The sequence below is a fragment of the Vandammella animalimorsus genome, assembly GCF_002285265.1.
In the GTDB taxonomy this organism is placed as follows: Bacteria; Pseudomonadota; Gammaproteobacteria; order Burkholderiales; family Burkholderiaceae_C; genus Lampropedia.
The window spans coordinates 1-17,179 of record NZ_NSJB01000007.1 but is presented as its reverse complement, the minus strand read 5'-3'; the positions used below and the strand labels follow the sequence as shown (position 1 = coordinate 17,179).

General features: G+C 68.8%; 14 protein-coding genes. 10 read left to right on the top strand and 4 right to left on the bottom strand.

Annotated features, from left to right (window positions below; translation table 11 throughout):
- Positions 1–46: 46 nt before the first annotated feature.
- From CK625_RS09445 to CK625_RS09410, 8 genes are all read left to right on the top strand, one after another.
- Entirely contained in the window at positions 47–916 is an 870-nt protein-coding gene (locus CK625_RS09445; RefSeq protein WP_095540159.1) for a prephenate dehydrogenase, read from the top strand.
- A 101-nt stretch (positions 917–1,017) separates the two neighbouring features.
- On the top strand, positions 1,018–3,168 hold the full coding sequence (locus CK625_RS09440; RefSeq protein WP_238945610.1) for a bifunctional 3-phosphoshikimate 1-carboxyvinyltransferase/cytidylate kinase: 2,151 nt from the start codon (positions 1,018–1,020) through the stop codon (positions 3,166–3,168).
- A gap of 160 nt (positions 3,169–3,328) precedes the next feature.
- Complete coding sequence (gene rpsA, locus CK625_RS09435) at positions 3,329–5,017, top strand: 30S ribosomal protein S1 (RefSeq protein WP_095540074.1); 1,689 nt, start codon at positions 3,329–3,331, stop codon at positions 5,015–5,017.
- Between the two features lie 175 nt (positions 5,018–5,192).
- Positions 5,193–5,534, top strand: coding sequence for an integration host factor subunit beta (locus CK625_RS09430; protein WP_095540073.1), 342 nt, complete (start codon positions 5,193–5,195; stop codon positions 5,532–5,534).
- 96 nt (positions 5,535–5,630) lie between these two features.
- Positions 5,631–5,984, top strand: a complete 354-nt coding sequence (locus CK625_RS09425) for a lipopolysaccharide assembly protein LapA domain-containing protein (protein WP_095540072.1) — start codon at positions 5,631–5,633, stop codon at positions 5,982–5,984.
- A 2-nt stretch (positions 5,985–5,986) separates the two neighbouring features.
- Positions 5,987–7,252, top strand: a complete 1,266-nt coding sequence (locus CK625_RS09420; RefSeq protein ID WP_095540071.1) for a tetratricopeptide repeat protein — start codon at positions 5,987–5,989, stop codon at positions 7,250–7,252.
- Positions 7,253–7,341: 89 nt separating this feature from the next.
- Positions 7,342–7,938, top strand: a complete 597-nt coding sequence (locus CK625_RS09415; protein WP_095540070.1) for a hypothetical protein — start codon at positions 7,342–7,344, stop codon at positions 7,936–7,938.
- Between the two features lie 41 nt (positions 7,939–7,979).
- Complete coding sequence (locus CK625_RS09410) at positions 7,980–9,518, top strand: hypothetical protein (protein ID WP_095540069.1); 1,539 nt, start codon at positions 7,980–7,982, stop codon at positions 9,516–9,518.
- A gap of 448 nt (positions 9,519–9,966) precedes the next feature.
- Here the strand turns inward: CK625_RS09410 and CK625_RS09405 are convergent, their stop codons facing one another.
- The 4 genes from CK625_RS09405 to lptA all read right to left on the bottom strand — a co-directional run bounded on the left by CK625_RS09405 (position 9,967) and on the right by lptA (position 14,430).
- Complete coding sequence (locus CK625_RS09405; protein WP_429001308.1) at positions 9,967–11,199, bottom strand: THUMP domain-containing class I SAM-dependent RNA methyltransferase; 1,233 nt, start codon at positions 11,197–11,199, stop codon at positions 9,967–9,969.
- Positions 11,200–11,288: 89 nt separating this feature from the next.
- Entirely contained in the window at positions 11,289–12,914 is a 1,626-nt protein-coding gene (rpoN, locus tag CK625_RS09400) for an RNA polymerase factor sigma-54 (protein WP_095540067.1), read from the bottom strand.
- A gap of 9 nt (positions 12,915–12,923) precedes the next feature.
- Entirely contained in the window at positions 12,924–13,745 is an 822-nt protein-coding gene (gene lptB / locus CK625_RS09395) for an LPS export ABC transporter ATP-binding protein (protein ID WP_095540066.1), read from the bottom strand.
- A gap of 13 nt (positions 13,746–13,758) precedes the next feature.
- Positions 13,759–14,430, bottom strand: a complete 672-nt coding sequence (lptA, locus tag CK625_RS09390) for a lipopolysaccharide transport periplasmic protein LptA (RefSeq protein ID WP_095540065.1) — start codon at positions 14,428–14,430, stop codon at positions 13,759–13,761.
- Positions 14,431–14,665: 235 nt separating this feature from the next.
- Between lptA and metG the strand changes: the two genes are divergently transcribed.
- Together metG and CK625_RS09380 are read left to right on the top strand one after the other, a co-directional pair.
- Positions 14,666–16,804 carry a methionine--tRNA ligase gene (metG, locus tag CK625_RS09385; protein WP_095540064.1) on the top strand — a complete coding sequence of 713 codons (2,139 nt, stop codon included), beginning with the start codon at positions 14,666–14,668 and terminating at the stop codon, positions 16,802–16,804.
- Positions 16,805–16,934: 130 nt separating this feature from the next.
- On the top strand, positions 16,935–17,179 hold a 245-nt coding region (locus CK625_RS09380), incomplete at its 3' end, for a transposase domain-containing protein (protein ID WP_172425133.1).

The window sequence follows — 17,179 nt, the reverse complement described above, 5'->3', positions numbered from 1 at the left end:
CAGCGCGCGCAGCGCCCGCGCTGCGCCGATTTTCCTCATGAGCTTCATGGCAAAGACATACAACCAACTTGGCCTGATCGGTTGCGGGCTGATGGGCGGCTCGCTGGCGCTGGCGCTCAAGCGGGCCCAGCTCGTGCGGCACGTGGTCGGCTACAGCAAGTCGCCCTCGACCACGGCGCGCGCGCGGCAAATGGGCGTCATCGACACCGAGGCCCAGTCGGCCATGCAGGCCTGCGCCGGCTCGGACCTGATCGTGCTGGCCGTGCCGGTGGCGGCCACGGCCGAGCTGTTCAAGACCATCCGCCAGTTCGTGCAGGCCGACGCGCTGACCATGGACCTGGGCTCAACCAAGCAGGACGTGGTGCAGGCCGCCGAGAAGCTGCTGGGCTGGAACGCCCAGTACTTCGTGCCCGCGCACCCGATCGCCGGCAAGGAGCGCTCGGGCGTGGAGCACGCCGACGCCGCGCTCTACCAGGGCGCCAAGGTGGTGCTCACACCCACGCCGGCCACCGATCTGAACAAGGTGCAGCAGGCCCAGGCGCTGTGGACGGCGCTGGGCGCGCAGGTGCAGGTGATGTCGGCGCTGGAGCACGACAGCGCGCTGGCCGCCGTCAGCCACCTGCCGCACCTGGTGGCCTTTGCCTACGTCAACAGCCTGCTGTCGCAGCGCGACAGCGAGCAGCTGCTGAGCCTGGCCGGGCCGGGCTTTCGCGACTTCAGCCGCATCGCCGCCGGCGATCCGGTGCTCTGGCGCGACGTGCTGCTGGCCAACCGCACCGAAGTCGCCGGCCGGCTGCGCGAGCTGGTGCTGTGCATCCAGCAGTTCCAGCGCGCGCTGCACGCGCAGGACGCCCAGGCGCTGGAAAAGCTCATCGCCAGTGCCAGCCGCGCGCGCGGCCAGTGGCAGCAGCACTGAAGCCTGCCCGCCGCTGCGCCGCCGGGCGCGTGCCGCGCCGCAGCCTCTCTTGCCCCTTTTATTGCCTTGCTGGCGCTGCCCTGAGCAGCGCCCCATAGCCCATGTTCTCCATTCCGTTTCTCGATCTCCCGCCGCTGCTCGCGGCGCATGGCAGCGTGGCGCTGCCCGGCTCCAAGAGCATCTCCAACCGCGCGCTGCTGCTGGCGGCGCTGTGCGAGGGCCAGAGCACCGAGCTGCACGGCCTGCTGGACTCGGACGACACCGAGGCCATGCTCGGCGCGCTGCAGGCGCTGGGCTGCAGCATCGAGCGCCTAGATGCGCCGTCAAGTGCGCCAGGTGCGCCAGATGCGCCAGATGCGCCAGATGCGCCAGGTGCGCCAGGTGCGCCAGGTGCGCCAGGTGCGCCAGGTGCGCCAGGTGCGCCAGGTGCGCCGGGCGCGCTGCGCATCACGGCGTTGCGCCGCGCCGCACTGCCGCAGCGCGCCGAGCTGCACCTGGGCAACGCCGGCACAGCCATGCGGCCGCTGACGGCCGCGCTGGCGCTGCTGGCCGGCGCGGGCCAGCAATTCACGCTCACCGGCGTGGCGCGCATGCAAGAGCGCCCCATTGGCGATCTGGTCGATGCGCTGCGCCAGCTCGGCGCGGACGTGGCCTACGCCGGGCGCGAGGGCTATCCGCCGCTGCGCATCGGCGCGGCCCAGGCCGGGGCGCAGGGCGCGGAGCCGCTGTGCATTCGCATTCGCGGCGATGTCTCCAGCCAGTTCCTCACTGCCATGCTGATGGCCTTGCCGCTGGCGGCGCAGCAGCGCGATTGCTGCATCGAGGTCGTGGGCGAGCTGATCTCCCAGCCCTACATCGCCATCACGCTGAACCTGATGCGGCGCTTTGGCGTGGCCGTGGCCAACGAAGGCTGGCAGCGCTTTACCATCGCGGCGGGCAGCCGCTACCAATCGCCCGGGCGGCTGGATGTGGAGGCCGATGCCTCCTCGGCCAGCTACTTCATCGCGCTGGGCGGCATCGCCTGCGACCCAGCCCAGGGCCAGAGCCTGACCATCCAGGGCGTGGGCGCCGATTCCATCCAGGGCGACATCCGCTTTGTCGAGGCCGCGCGCCAGATGGGCGTGCAGGTGCAGACCGGCCCCAACTGGCTGAAGGTGCAGCGCGGCCAGTGGCCGCTGCAGGCCATCGACATCGACGCCAACCACATCCCCGACGCGGCCATGACGCTGGCCGTGATGGCCTTGTACGCGCAGGGCACGACGCGCATCCGCAACATCGGCAGCTGGCGCGTCAAGGAGACCGACCGCATCGCCGCCATGGCCGCCGAGCTGGCCAAGCTCGGCGCGCGGGTGGACAGCGGCGCGGACTGGATCGCCATCACGCCCCCGGCCGATGCCGGGCAGTGGCGCGCGGCCACCATCGCCACCTACGACGACCACCGCATGGCCATGTGCTTCTCGCTGGCGGCCTTCAACCCGGCGCGCCTGCCGGTGCGCATCCAGGATCCGCGCTGCGTGGGCAAGACCTTCCCCGAATATTTCGAAACCCTGTTTGGCGTGGTGCAGGCCCATCCCGGCGCCGTGCCCGTGATCTGCATCGACGGGCCCAGCGCCTCGGGCAAGGGCACGCTGGCGACGCAGGTGGCGCAGCGCCTGGGCTATGCCGTGCTGGACTCGGGCGCGCTGTACCGCGCCGCCGGCCTGGCCGCGCGCCGCGCCGGGCTGGCGATCGAGCCCGCCCAGGCCCAGGCCCTGGCCGCGCTGGCGCGCGCCATGGCGCTGGTGTTCGAGGGCGAGCGCATCTGGCTGGATGGCCAGGACGTGAGCGACGCCATCCGCAGCGATGCCGCCAGCCGCGACGCCTCGCTGATCTCGGCCCTGCCCGAGGTGCGCCAGGCCCTGCTGGACTGGCAGCGCCAGGCCGCGCGAGCGCCCGGCCTGGTGGCCGATGGGCGCGACATGGGCACGGTGGTGTTCCCCCAGGCGCCGCTGAAGGTGTTTTTGACGGCCAGCGCCGAAAAACGCGCCCAGCGCCGCCATAAGCAATTGATTTCCAAAGGCTTTACGGCTACACTTGCCGACCTTCGCGCCGAGCTTGAGGAGCGCGACCTGCGCGATGCCACGCGCGCGGTCGCCCCGCTGGCCGCAGCCGCCGATGCGCTGATGCTGGACAACTCCGAGCTCAGCATCGCCGCCGCCACCGAACAGGTGCTGCAGTGGTGGGCGCAGCGGCAACCGTTTGCAGCCAGTTGAGCCAAGCCCCAAGCCTGTCGCGAAGGCCTCGTCCCAGCCAGTTTCTGGCTGGTTTTTTTCATCATCCCCCAGGGCCCCACAGGCCCACACTGCCGGCTGCCACGGTAGAAACGCCCAGCAATGGTGCTGGCGGAAGCGGGCTGCCCGGCCAAGGAAACACATGTCTGAATCTTTTGCCGCCTTATTCGAAGAGTCTCTGCAGCGCACCGAAATGCGCCCCGGTGAGGTCATCACCGCCGAGGTCGTGCGCATCGAGCACAACTTCGTGGTCGTGAACGCTGGCCTGAAGTCCGAATCCTTCATTCCGCTGGAAGAGTTCAAGAACGACCAAGGCGAGGTCGAAGTCCAGGTCGGCGACTTCGTCTCCGTGGCCATCGGCTCCATCGAAAACGGCTACGGCGACACCATCCTCTCGCGCGACACCGCCAAGCGCCTGGCCTCCTGGCTGGCGCTGGAAAAAGCGCTGGAGTCCGGCGAATTCGTCACCGGCACCACTTCCGGCCGCGTCAAGGGCGGCCTGACCGTGCTGGTCAACGGCATCCGCGCCTTCCTGCCCGGCTCGCTGGTGGACACCCGCCCGGTCAAGGACCTGACTCCGTACGAAAACAAGACCATGGAGTTCAAGGTCATCAAGCTCGATCGCAAGCGCAACAACGTGGTGCTGAGCCACCGCGCCGTGGTCGAAGCTTCGATGGGCGAAGAGCGCGAGAAGCTGCTGGCCACCCTCAAGGAAGGCGCCATCGTCAACGGCGTGGTCAAGAACATCACCGAGTACGGCGCCTTCGTCGACCTGGGCGGCATCGATGGCCTGCTGCACATCACCGACATGGCCTGGCGCCGTGTGCGCCACCCCTCCGAGGTGGTGCAGGCCGGCCAGGAGATCACCGCCAAGGTGCTCAAGTTCGACGCCGAGAAGAGCCGCGTCTCGCTGGGCCTGAAGCAAATGGGCGAAGACCCGTGGATCGGCGTCTCGCGCCGCTACCCGGCCAACACCCGCCTGTACGGCAAGGTCACCAACATTGCCGAGTACGGCGCCTTCGTCGAGCTTGAGCCCGGCATCGAGGGCCTGGTGCACGTCTCCGAAATGGACTGGACCAACAAGAACGTTGCGCCTTCCAAGGTCGTCTCGCTGGGCGAGGAAGTCGAAGTCATGGTGCTGGACATCGACGAGGACAAGCGCCGCATCTCGCTGGGCATGAAGCAAACCAAGGTCAACCCCTGGAAGGATTTTGCCCAGAACACCAATCGTGGCGACCGCGTCAAGGGCCCGATCAAGTCCATCACCGACTTCGGCGTGTTCGTCGGCCTGGCCTCGGGCATCGACGGCCTGGTGCACCTGTCGGACCTCTCCTGGAACGAGCCGGGCGAATCGGCCGTGCGCAACTACAAGAAGGGCCAGGAAGTCGAGGCCATCGTGCTGGCCGTGGACGTGGACCGCGAGCGCATCAGCCTGGGCATCAAGCAGCTTGACGCCGATCCGTTCACCACCTTCGTGTCCGTCAATGACCGTGGCCAGGCCGTCACCGGCAAGGTCAAGAGCGTGGACGCCAAGGGCGCCGAGATCGAGCTGGGCGAGGACGTGACTGGCTACCTGCGCGCCTCGGACATCTCCGCCGACCGCGTGGAGGATGCCCGCAACGTGCTCAAGGAAGGCGACGAAGTCACCGCCGTCATCACCAACATCGACCGCAAGAACCGCAGCATCCAGCTGTCCATCAAGGCCAAGGATGCGGCCGACCAGCAAGAGGCGCTCGACCATCTGGCGCAGCAATCGGCGGGCAATGCCGGCACGACCAGCCTGGGCGCGCTGCTCAAGGCCAAGCTCGGCGGCGCCGTCGAAGAGAAGTGATGCCGATGCCGTGACCGGCCAGCGCACGGGCCCTGCAACCCGCGGAGCCCATGCCGCCTGGCCACCGGCCGGCAGCAAGCCGGGCCGGGCCTGCGCGGGCCCGGCCCGCATTCATTGCAAGCCAGGCGGATACCGCCCAGGCTGCATGCAATGCCGTTATTGGACGCTGCGAGCCATGACCCGATCCGATCTCGTCGAAGAACTCACTGCCCACTTCAGCCAGCTGAGCCAGACCGATGCCGAATACGCGGTCAAGGTGCTGCTGGAGGCCATGGGCGATGCCCTGGAGCAGGGCCATCGCATTGAAATCCGCGGCTTTGGCAGCTTTACCGTCAACCGTCGCGCACCGCGCACCGCGCGCAATCCGCGCAATGGCGCGGCCGTGCAAGTGCCCGAAAAGCGCGTGCTGCACTTCAAGCCCGGCAAGGCGCTGCGCGAGGCCGTGGACCAGGCCGCCAAGCAGCAGGCCCAGCAGCAGGCCAGACAGCAGGGCGCCAGGCCAGCGGCGCTGGCATAGACCAGGCAGAGCTGCGCAGCAGCTGGGTATGATGGCTGGCGTTGCGCGCACCCTGTGCCTGCCGCCGCTGCCGTGCCAGACCCATTGCCCATTCCCATGAAATACCTCGTGTGGCTGCTTCGGGCAGCCTTTTTCTTTTTGTTGTTTGCGTTTTCGCTGAACAACCAGCACCGCGTGACCGTGCACGGCTTTTTCGGCCTGCAATGGCAGGGCCCGCTGGTGTTGGCCATGCTGGTGGCGTTTGCGCTGGGCCTGGCGCTGGGCCTGGCCACGGTGATCGGGCGCTGGCGCCGCTGGCGCCAGCATGCGGCGCCAGCGGCCATGCCCAGCATGTTCCAAAGCAGCGCCTACCAGCCCAGCATGTACCCGCCCACCATGCCCCCGGGCGCAGGCGTCATGCACCAGGGTGAGCCGCGCCGCAGCGCAGGCGCGCAGGGCGCACAGGAGTGAGCATGGATTTCGAATGGAGCTGGCTGCTGCTGGGCCTGCCGCTGGCCTTCATGCTGGGCTGGCTGGCCTCGCGCCTGGACTGGCGCCAGATGCGCGTGCTGCAGCGCAGCTCGCCGCGCACCTATTTCCAGGGCCTGACTTATTTGCTCAACGAGCAGCAGGACAAGGCCATCGATGTCTTCGTCGAGGCGGTGCAGTCCGACCCCGAGACGATTGAGCTGCACTTTGCCCTGGGCAGCCTGTTTCGCCGCCGCGGCGAATACCACCGCGCCGTGCGCGTGCACGAGCACCTGCTGGCGCGCGCCGACCTCAGCGCCGCCGATCGTGCCCGCGCGCAGTGGGGGCTGGCGCAGGACTACCTCAAGATCGGCCTGTTCGATTTCGCCGAGCAGGCCCTGCAGCCGCTGATCGGCACCGAGCTTGAGCCCCAGGCCCAGACGGCGCTGCTGTACGTCTATGAGCGCCTGCGCGATTGGCCGCAGGCCCTGGCGCTGCTCGAGCGCATCGACGCGCAGGCCGATGCCGCGCCTGGCGCCGATGCGGCCGATCGGCAGCCCAGGATGCTTGGCCGCCAGGTGCACTACTGGTGCGAGCAGGCCCAGCAGGCCGCCCGCGCGCGCGACTACCCGCAGGCCCGGGCGCTGCTGCAACAGGCCCAGGCGCAGGCCAGCGCGCTGGCCGCAGCCGATGGCGCGCAGCAGCATGTGCGCCCGGCCATGGAGCACATCCAACTGCTGCAACAGCAAGGCCAGCATCTGCAGGCCTTGCAGGCCGGGCTGGAGTTGGCCCGGCAGCAGCCCGAGGCCATGCCGCTGGTGGCCTCCTGCGTGCGTGAGCTGCTGCCCCGCGTCGATGCGCAGCAGCCCGCGCTGCAGCAGCTGCACGCACTGCTGCGCGCGCACTACCAGCGCGAGCCCAGCCTGGATGTGCTGCTGGCGCTGGTGGCCATCGAACAGCGCCTGGGCTGGCCGCAGGCCGCGCAGTGGTATGTGGAGCACGTGCGCCGCCGGCCCTCGCTGGTGGCGGCCGCGCGCTGGATGCAGGCCCAGCTCGATGGCCCACAGGCGGTCGCAGGCCAGCTTGGCATGGCCGCGCAAGAGGGCGGCGACAGTGCCGCCGCCGTGCAGGCCTCGCTGGACAAGGCGCTGCAACCGCGCCTGCACTACCGCTGCACGCAATGCGGCTTCGAGACCCAGCATTACTTCTGGCAGTGCCCCGGCTGCCAGAGCTGGGAGAGCTTCCCGCCCCGGCGGGTGGAGGAGCTGTAGCCACCCTGGCGCAGCGCCGGCCCCGGCCTGCCCCACAGGCCTTCCCCATTGGTTTTCTTTTGCTCTTCCCATCACCCAAGGCATTGCCCATGAAGAATTTGCACCGCCGGGCTGCAGCGCAGCCCGCCAACCCTGCCTGCTGCCGCCCTGTGCGTCGCAGCCCGCCCGCCATCTGGGCGATCTGCGCCGCCTGGCTGGCCCTGGCGCTGCTGGCCTGGCCAGTGGACGGCGCCGCCCAGGGCGTGAAACAGGCCGCAGCCAAGCCCGCCGCCCAGCCCAAGCGCATCCAGCCGCGCGATGGCTACTGGCGCTGGGACATGGGCGCGACCCAATCCAGCGCCACCTGCATGCCCGGCCTGGCCGAAAGCCTGCGCCAATTGCTGCCGCAAGAGCGCGGCGAGCAAGTGCGCTTTGGCAAACCCTTCCACCCCGCGCAGCTGGTGCAGCACCAGGCCGTGCGCTGGCAGCAGCCTGGCCCCAACCACTTCGTGGCCACGGCCCAGGGCGTGCAGGTGCAGGGCCTGGCCCTGCCCATGGACGTGCACTATGAGCTGCACGTGCTCAGCCCCACGCAGATGCGCGGCCAGGGCCGGGTGCACATGCCGCTGCTGCAGTCCTGCGCCATCTCGGCGCCCTTCAGCTTCGAGCGCCAGGCCAAGGCCCCCGGCGGCAGCGCCCGCCGTTGAGACCTGCGAGCGCCATGAACGCCACAACACAAGAGACAGCGATGCTGCAAGCACGGGCGGGCGCGGCGCAGCCCCCAGCCTCGCCGCGCCGTGCGCGCATCGCCGGCTGGCTGGCGGCCCTGCTGCTGGCCCTGACGCTGGCCAAGGTGTGCTGGGTGGTGCTGGGCGCGCCGGTGTTCGGCTATGCGGACAACTGGGATTTCGTGCGCCAGTCCTCCTGCCACGGCGTCTGGCTCATCGATGAGCAAGGTCAGCGCGTTTGGGGCGATATCGGCCGCGTGCACACCCGCCTGCATTTCGATGGCGAAAAGGCCAAGTACAACTGCACGCGCTCCAGCGACAACCTGTTTTCCAAGTCGAGCACCTGGGTGTTCGAGAAAGGCGCGGTGTTCGACATCCGCGTCATCGGGTTGATCAAGATCGTCGCCGTGGCCGCCATGGCCGCCGCCGTGCTGGTGGCGCTGGGCAGCGCGCCGCTGCGCCTGGCTGCGGCCTTCCTGCTGGCGCTGGTGCTGGGCGACTGGGTGCATCTGCTCTACTTCAACACCCTCTACCACGAGGTCTCGACCATTGCCGGCCTGTGCCTGGCGCTGCTGCTGCTGGCCGATCTGGCGCAGCAGCAGGGCAGGGCCAGCCAGCGCGGCAGCGGCTACTGGCTGCTGTGGGTGCTCATCTTGCTGTGGCTGGGCCTGAGCAAGCACCAGTACATGCCGCTGGCGGCAGTGCTGTGCGCGCTGGCCGCGCTGTGCCTGGCGCGTTGGCGCATCTGGCGGCCCGGCGCGCTGCTGCTGGCGCTGGCGCTGCTGATTCCGCTGGCCTACGGGCAGATGAACAAGCCCAAGGGCCTCAATGCCAAGATCCCCTGGGTCAACAGCACCAACACCGTGCTGGAGGCCGTGCTGCCCGCCGCAGCTGACCCGCAGGCCGCGCTGCAGACGCTGCAGCTGCCGCCCAGCTGCATGGCCGGCAAGGGCCTGAACTGGTACGCGCCGGGCATGGTCGAGAACCACCCTTGCCCGGCCTTGAAGCAGTTTTCCAGAAAGCGCCTGCTGCCGCTGTTCGCGCAGCAGCCGGCCACCTTTTTCACCCCGATGCGCATAGGCCTGGCCAGCCTCAGCCCCTTCCATGCCCACGCCGGCATCATCGCGTTCGAGGCGGCTTCGCCAGATGGCAGCAGCGCCGCGCTGCGCCGCCAAGTGGCGCGCGGCAGCTCGCTGTCCACGGCCTTGGCGGCCTGGCTGGGCTTGAATCAGGCTCCCTGGGCCTGGCAGGCGCTGTTCTGGCTGGCGGCGCTGGCCAGCCCGCTGTGCCTGGGCCTGGCCGTGCTGCGCCGCAGCGGCAGTGGCAGCGCGCGGGCCGCGTGCATGCTGCTGGGCCTGGGTGGCATGGTGATGTTCTACAGCCTGTTTTCCTCGGTGTTTGGCGATGGCTACGTCGAAGTGCCACGCCATGCCGTGGGCTTTCTGGTCGGGCTGTACGCCTGGCTGACCGGGCTGCTGTGGCTGGCGGCTCAGGCCCTGGCGCACTGGCGCACTGGCGTGGCAGCAGGCTCTGTCCAGGGGCAGGCGGTTGCCCGCTGAATTTGAGCCACGCCTGTGCAGCACCAGCCCCAAAGCGGGCTCTGCCGCCAGATCGAGGGCCGAGCGCAGCGATGGCCCGGGCAGAGCCCCCCTTCTGCCTGCGCCTGTGACGCTGGCCTGACAGGGCGGGCAGGCCCACATACAGTGGGCCTGCTTCGTTCATCAAATTTCGCTGCGGCTGTTTGAGCGTAGCGGCAAAGCCGCGCAGCGAGTTTCCGCAGCATCCGCCCTGGCAGGCCAGCGGCACAGGTCGCCCCGGCGCGCAGCGCCGGGGTCGCGGGCAGTGGGGTCGCCTTCTTTTGCCTCCTTTTCTTGGCGAGACAAGAAAAGGAGGTGCGCCGCCGGGCGCACATCCCGGCCTCGGGCCTCAACGCTCGTGCAGGCAGTAGCTATTGGATGCCATGTCTCGCAGGACGTGCGCAGCAGGTCCGCCCATCCATTGCGCCTTCTATGACCTGCGCGCCTGCAGGTCGAAGCGAAACAGCCGGCAGTCGATGGGGCCGTTCCACATTGGCACGCGGCGCGATTCCTTCAGGCGCAGCTTGCCCGGCAGCTTCATGTCCGGGCTGAGCAGCCAGGCCGTCCAGCCGCCGTAGTGGCTTTTCCAGTGCGCGGCCAGCTGGGCAAAGAAGGCTGCGCCATCGTCGTCGTCGCTGAATTCACGCGCTGAAAAGCCCATTTGCCTGCGCGCCTGCAGGTTGCGTCCGGCGCTGCCGGCGGCGTCGATGCGCGTGCCGTAGGGCGGGTTGAGCAGCAAGATGCCCGGCTGCGTGCAGGGCGGCAGGCGCTGCAGCAGGTCGCCGCCGCGCAGTTGCACGGCATGCGCCACGCCGGCGCGCTCGGCATTGCGGCGCGCGAAATCGACCATGCGGTGTGCGATGTCGCTGCCAAAGACGGGCGCGGCCGGCGCGCGGCGGCGCGCCAGGGCCTGCTCGCGCAGCGCTTGCCAGTGCTGCGGCTGGTGCGCCAGCAAGTGCTCGAAGGCAAAGCGGCGCTGCAGGCCGGGGGCGATGTCGCAGGCCATTTGCGCGGCTTCGATGGCGATGGTGCCGCTGCCGCAGCAGGGGTCGTACAGCGGCAGCGGCGCGTGCGACAGCGGCTGCCAGCCGGTGGCGGCGATCATGCTGGCGGCCAGGGTTTCCTTCAGCGGCGCATCGCCCTTGTCCTCGCGCCAGCCGCGCTTGAACAGCGGCGCGCCGCTGGTGTCGATGGCCAGCTGCTGGCTCTGGGCGTCCAGGTGCAGGTGGATGCGCACCTGCGGGCGCTGGGTGTCCACGCTGGGGCGCTGGCCCTGCCGGGCGCGAAAGCGATCGGCCACGGCATCCTTGATGCGCAGCGCAGCGAAGTTCAGGCTCTTGAGCGGGCTGCGCTGGGCCGTGGCCTCGATCTTGAAGGTCTGCGCGGGCGTGAACCATTGCTCCCAGGGCAGCTGGGCGGCCAGGGCGTAAAGATCGTCCTCGCGCTGGTAGGGGCCTTGCGCCAGCACGATGAGCACGCGCTGCGCGATGCGGCTGTGCAGGTTCAGCTGCATGGCCAGGGCCAGCAGTTGCTGGTCATCGCCGCCGGCGTGGATGGCCACGCCGGCGCGCTGCAGCGTCAGCGCCGCCTCGGGCAGGGCGGTGATGCGTTGCACCTCGGCGCCCAGCAGCGCCTCGGTGTGCGCGGCGCAGGGCAGAAACAGGTAGGGCGCAGGCTGCGCTGCCTGGCGCGCAGGCACAGGGTGGGGCGCAGGGGCAGGGCGGGGCGATGGGGGGCGGCTGGCGGTGGTGGTCACAGGCTTTTGCGCAGATTGGCGGGGGCGATGCGCAGCGCCTCGCGGTATTTGGCGACGGTGCGGCGCGCGCATTCGATGCCCTGCTCCTTGAGCAGGTTGGCGATTTGGCTGTCCGAGAGCGGTTGGCTGGGGTCTTCGGCGCCGATCCATTGCTTGATGAGGGCGCGCACGGCGGTGCTGGAAGCGCTGGCGCCGCTGTCGGTCTCCAGCCCGGAGCCAAAGAAGTACTTGAGCTCGAAAGTGCCTTGCGGCGTGGCCATGTACTTGGCCGTGGTCACGCGCGAGATGGTGGACTCGTGCATGCCCAGCTCCTGGGCGATGTCGCGCAGCACCAGCGGCCGCATGGCGGTGGGGCCGTGCACGAAGAAGTCGTGCTGGCGCGCGACGATGGCCTGCGAGACGCGCAAGATGGTGTCAAAGCGCTGCTGGATGTTCTTGATGAACCAGCGCGCCTCCTGCACGCGCTGCTGCAGCTCGGCGTGGCTGCTGCTGCCGCGCAGCGCCTTGGCATAGACCTCGTGCACGCGCAGGCGCGGCATGACGTCGGGGTTGATGCGCACCACGAAGCCGCCGCTTGGCGCGCCGCGCTGCTGGCCGGGCTGTCCGGGTGGCGCGGCGTGCACCAGCACGTCGGGCACGATGGCGTTGCGCTCGACGTCGGCAAAGCGCCTGCCGGGCTTGGGCTCGAGCCGGGCGATCAGCAGCAGCGCGTCGCGCACCTGCTCGGGCTCGGCCTGGGTGAGCTGGCAGAGCTGGCGCACGTCGCGCTTGGCCAGCAGCTCCAGAGGCTGCTGGCACAGCTGCTGCGCCAGGGCCAGCAGCGCGGGTTCGCAGTCGCAGTGCTCGTCGCGCTGCAGCGCGCGCAGTTGCAGTTGCAGGCATTCGGCCAGGTCACGCGCGCCCACGCCGGCCGGTTCCATGGTGTGCAGCAGGTTCAGCGCCAGTTGGAAGTGGTGCAGCAGCTCGTCCACGTCCGCCAGGCTGCGCGCCAGCGGCAGGGCCAGGTCTTCGAGCGTGTCCTCCAGGTAGCCGTCCTCGTTGAGCGATTCGATCAGAAAGTCCAGCGCGCAGCGGTCCACAGCGTCGAGGAAGAACTCCCCGGCCTGCTGGTGCAGAAAGTCGGCCAGCGAAATGTGCGCGCTGTTGATGTCGGCCGCGTCCACTTCGTCATTCGCGCCTGCCGCGCCGGGCGCGGGCGCATCGCTGCCCCATTCGCCATCGTTTGGGGAGATGTCCATGGAGCCATCGCCGCCCCAGTCCTCGGGCACGGCCTCGAACTCGCGCTCCTCGCTGCCCTGGGCCTGGCCGGCGGCGTCACTCTCTTCAGCAGCGCCGTCATGGTCGCCATCGTGGCCGCCGGGGCCATCGCGCTGCGGCTCTGGCGCGCTGCCGCCGGCGGGCGAGTCCTGCAGGCTGGCCTGGCCGCCATCAAAGCCGTCGCTGCTGTCGCTGCTGTCGCCGCCATCGCCTTCCTGCAGCTCCAGGAAGGGGTTTTCCTCCAGCATGTGCTCGACCTCTTGCTGCATCTCCAGCGTGGACAGCTGCAGCAGCCGGATCGCTTGCTGCAGCTGTGGCGTCAGCGCCAGGTTCTGCGAGGTCTTGAGGGAAACGCCCAGCTTCATGGCCGCGCCTTACATGCGGAAGTTCTCGCCCAGGTAGACGCGGCGCACGTCCGGGTTGTCGATGATGTCCTGCGCCGGGCCGTGCGCCAGCACGGCGCCTTCGCTGATGATGCAGGCGCGGTCGCAAATGCCCAGCGTCTCGCGCACGTTGTGGTCGGTGATCAGCACGCCGATGCCGCGCGCCTTGAGAAAGGCGATGCTGCGCTGGATCTCCATCACCGCGATCGGATCCACGCCGGCAAAGGGTTCGTCCAGCAGGATGAAGCGCGGCTGCGTGGCCAGCGCCCGGGCGATCTCGACGCGGCGGCGCTCACCGCCCGAGAGCGACAGCGCCGGCGCGCTGCGCAGATGATCGACGCGCAACTCCTGCAGCAGCTGCTGCAGGCGCTGCTGCACCTCGGCCTTGCTAAGCGGCTTGCCCTGGGCGTCGAACTGCAGCTCCAGCACGGCCTGCACGTTCTCCTGCACCGTCAGGCGGCGGAAGATCGAGGCCTCCTGCGGCAGATAGGACAGGCCCAGGCGCGAGCGCTTGTGGATGGGCATGTCGGTGACGTCATGGCCGTCGATGAGGATCTCGCCGCCGTCGCTGCGCACCAGGCCGACGATCATGTAAAACGAGGTCGTTTTGCCCGCGCCGTTGGGCCCGAGCAGGCCCACGACCTCGCCCGGCCTCACGTCCAGCGAAACGTCCTTGACGACCTTGCGCCCGCCATAGCTTTTTTGCAGGTGGCGCGCCACCAGGCCGCTGGCCGATGTGCTTGCCGGGGTGGCAGCGGCTGGCGTCGTGTTTGCCGTGTCTGGCCCGTGCGGGGCTTGTGTTGCTTGCGTCATGGCTGTGGGCGCTTCAGGGCGCGGTCTGCTGCAGCTGGCTGCTGGGCGCCAGCGGCGTGGCCGGGGCCTTGGCGCCACGGCTGCCACGGTCGCTGCTGCTGCCGGCCTGGCCCGTGGTGCTGGCGCCGATGACGGCGCGCACGCGCCCGCCCTGGCTGGCGGATGCTGCGCCGCCGCCGCGCGCAGCGCCATCGACGCTGAACTGGCCGCTGCCGTTGTGGTAGACGATCTCGCCGCCGCTGATCTCATCGTTGAGCTGCCCGCCCTGGTAGCGGCGCAGCTGCGCCCGGCCCAGCAGGCGCACCCGGTCGGCCTTGCTGTCGTACTCGATGCGCGTGGCCTCGGCCTCCACCGTCTCCTTCGGGGCGCCCTTGGGGGTGTCGCGCTGTTGGCTGAAGAAGGCGCGCCGCCCGCCTTCGGCCTGCACCGTGCCCTGCTGGCTGCCATCGGCGCGCTGCAACACGCTGAGCGAGTCGCCGCGCAGCACGATGCTGCCTTTGGTGACCACCACGCGCCCGGTGAACACCGTGGTCTGCTTGGCCTCGTCGTGGCGCAGCGCATCGGCCTCGATGTTCATGGGCTGGGCGCGGTCGCTGGCCAGCGCGTGCGCCTGGGGCTGGGGCAAGGCCAGCGCCAGCAGCACGGCGCTGACGGCGGCCAAGGGGAGGAACAGGGTCTTGCTCATTGCGGCATGAATTTTGCTTATGGGGTGCGCCAGATTCTAGAGCGTGTTATGCACTTTGCGCCCGGGCGGCCGCGCCGCGCCAGGGCATGGCGCGGCAACAGGCCATAAAATCGCCGCGCCCAGCAAGCGCGGCTTGGCATGGATTGAGCGGCCAGGTGTGCGCTGCGATTCGTGCAGGCCCTGCTTGCTGGGCGCGCTTGTTTTGCCAGGCCCGGTCTGCGCCCCGAATGAATCTATGAAGCCACGCACCATTTTCGTCACCACCGCCTTGCCGTATGCGAACGGCACCTTCCACATCGGCCACATCATGGAATACATCCAGGCCGACATCTGGGTGCGCTTTCAGCGCATGCAGGGCCACCGGGTGGATTTTGTCGGCGCCGACGATGCCCACGGCGCGCCCATCATGATTGCGGCGCAGAAGGCGGGGCAGACGCCCGAGCAGTTCGTGGCCGCCATCGCCGCAGGCCGCAAGCAGTATCTGGATGGCTTTCACATCAGCCACGACCACTGGCACTCGACCCACAGCCCGGAGAACACCGAGCTGGCCCAGCAGATCTACCGCGATCTGCGGCAGGCCGGGTTGATTGCCACGCGCACCATCGAGCAGTTCTTCGATCCGCAGCAGGGCATGTTCCTGCCCGACCGCTACATCAAGGGCCAGTGCCCCCGCTGCCACGCCCAGGATCAGTACGGCGACAACTGCGAGGTCTGCGGCAGCGTGTACGCGCCCACCGAGCTGATCGCGCCGTATTCGGCGCTCTCGGGCGCCAAGCCGGTGCTCAAGGAGTCCGAGCATTTCTTCTTCACGCTCTCGGACGCGCGCTGCGTGGACTTCCTGCAGGAGTGGACGCAAAACGGCCAGCATGTGCAGCCGGAGGTGGCCAACAAGGTCAAGGAATGGTTCACCGTGCGCAGCAACCCGGACGGCAGCACCAGCGAGGGCCTGGGCGATTGGGACATCAGCCGCGACGCGCCGTACTTCGGCATCGAAATCCCCGATGCGCCGGGCAAGTACTTCTACGTCTGGCTGGATGCGCCGGTGGGCTATCTGGCCGCGCTCAAGAGCCTGCTGGCGCAGCGCGGCGAGGACTACGAGGCCTACATGGCCAACCCGCAATTGGAGCAGGTGCACTTCATCGGCAAGGACATCGTCACCTTCCACACCCTGTTCTGGCCTGCGATGCTGCACTTCTCTGGCCGCAAGACGCCCGATCAGATTGCCGTGCATGGCTTTCTGACCGTCAACAACGGCCAGAAGATGAGCAAGAGCCGCGGCACCGGGCTGGACCCGCTCAAGTACCTCAAGCTGGGCATGAACCCCGAGTGGCTGCGCTACTACCTGGCGGCCAAGCTCAACGGTCGCAATGAGGACATCGACTTCAACGCCGAGGACTTCATGGCCCGCGTCAACGCCGATCTGGTGGGCAAGTACGTCAACATCGCCAGCCGCGCCGCAGGCTTTATCGCCAAGCGCTTCGATGGCCGCCTGGGCCTGCCCACGGGCGATGGCCATGCGCTGCTGCAAACCCTGCGCGCCAAGGCCGATGACATCGCCGACGCCTTCGAGCGGCGCGACACCGCGCGCGCGCTGCGCGAGGTCATGCTGCTGGCCGACCGCGTCAACGAATACGTGGACGCCAACAAGCCCTGGGAGCTGGCCAAGGACCCGGCCCAGGGCGAGCGCCTGCACGATGTGTGCAGCACCTGCATCGAGGCTTTTCGCATCCTCACCATCTACCTCAAGCCCGTGCTGCCGGCGCTGGCCGCGCAGGTCGAGGGCTTTTTGCAGGTGGCCCCCTTCCGCTTTGCCGATGCGCAAACGCCGCTGGGCGCGGGCCAGGCCATCGCCGGCTTCAAGCACCTGATCCAGCGTGTGGACGAAAAACAGCTCGATGCGCTGTTCGAGGCCCCGGCCGCGCCCGCCGCAGCGCCTGCTGAGACGAAGAAGGAAGCCAAGAAAAAAGCCGCCCCGGCCTTTGATCCCAAGGCCCCCGGCGGCGAGCCGCTGGCCCAGACCATCGGCATCGACGACTTTGCCAAGATCGACCTGCGCATCGCCAAGATCGTGCAGTGCAGCGCCGTCGAAGGCTCGACCAAGCTGCTGCAGCTGACGCTGGACGTGGGCGAGCAGGACGAGCACGGCCAGCCCAAGACCCGCAACGTCTTCAGCGGCATCGCCAGCATGTACCGGCCCGAGCAGCTGGTGGGCAAGCTCACCGTCATGGTCGCCAACCTGGCGCCGCGCAAGATGAAGTTCGGCCTCTCCGAAGGCATGGTGCTGGCCGCCAGACACGCCGATGAGGCCAGCCAGCCGGGCATTTACGTGCTCGAGCCCTTCCCCGGCGCGCAGCCGGGCATGCGCGTGCGTTGAGTGGCCTCTGCCGCGCCATGAAAAAAAGCAGCGCCCTGGGCGCTAATGCCGTTCACTTAACCCAGTGAACGGCATTTTTGTTGGATAGTTGCGGCAAACTTTCTGCCAAGTCATTTTTTCCTTGGCACAGATGCCCCGCAAACACCACCTTTACCCTGACTTTGGCTCACTCACCCGCAACCTTGACCCTCAATGGATAGCACAGGCCTTGGCAGCCACGGGCTGCGCCAGTGTGCGCAAGCGCAAGCTGCCTGCCGAGCGGGTGGTCTGGCTGGTCATTGCCCTGGCGATGTACCGCCACCAATCCATGGCGCAAGTCGTTGCCGACCTGGATCTGGCTCTATCCGATGAGATCAATCCCGACATCGCCAAGAG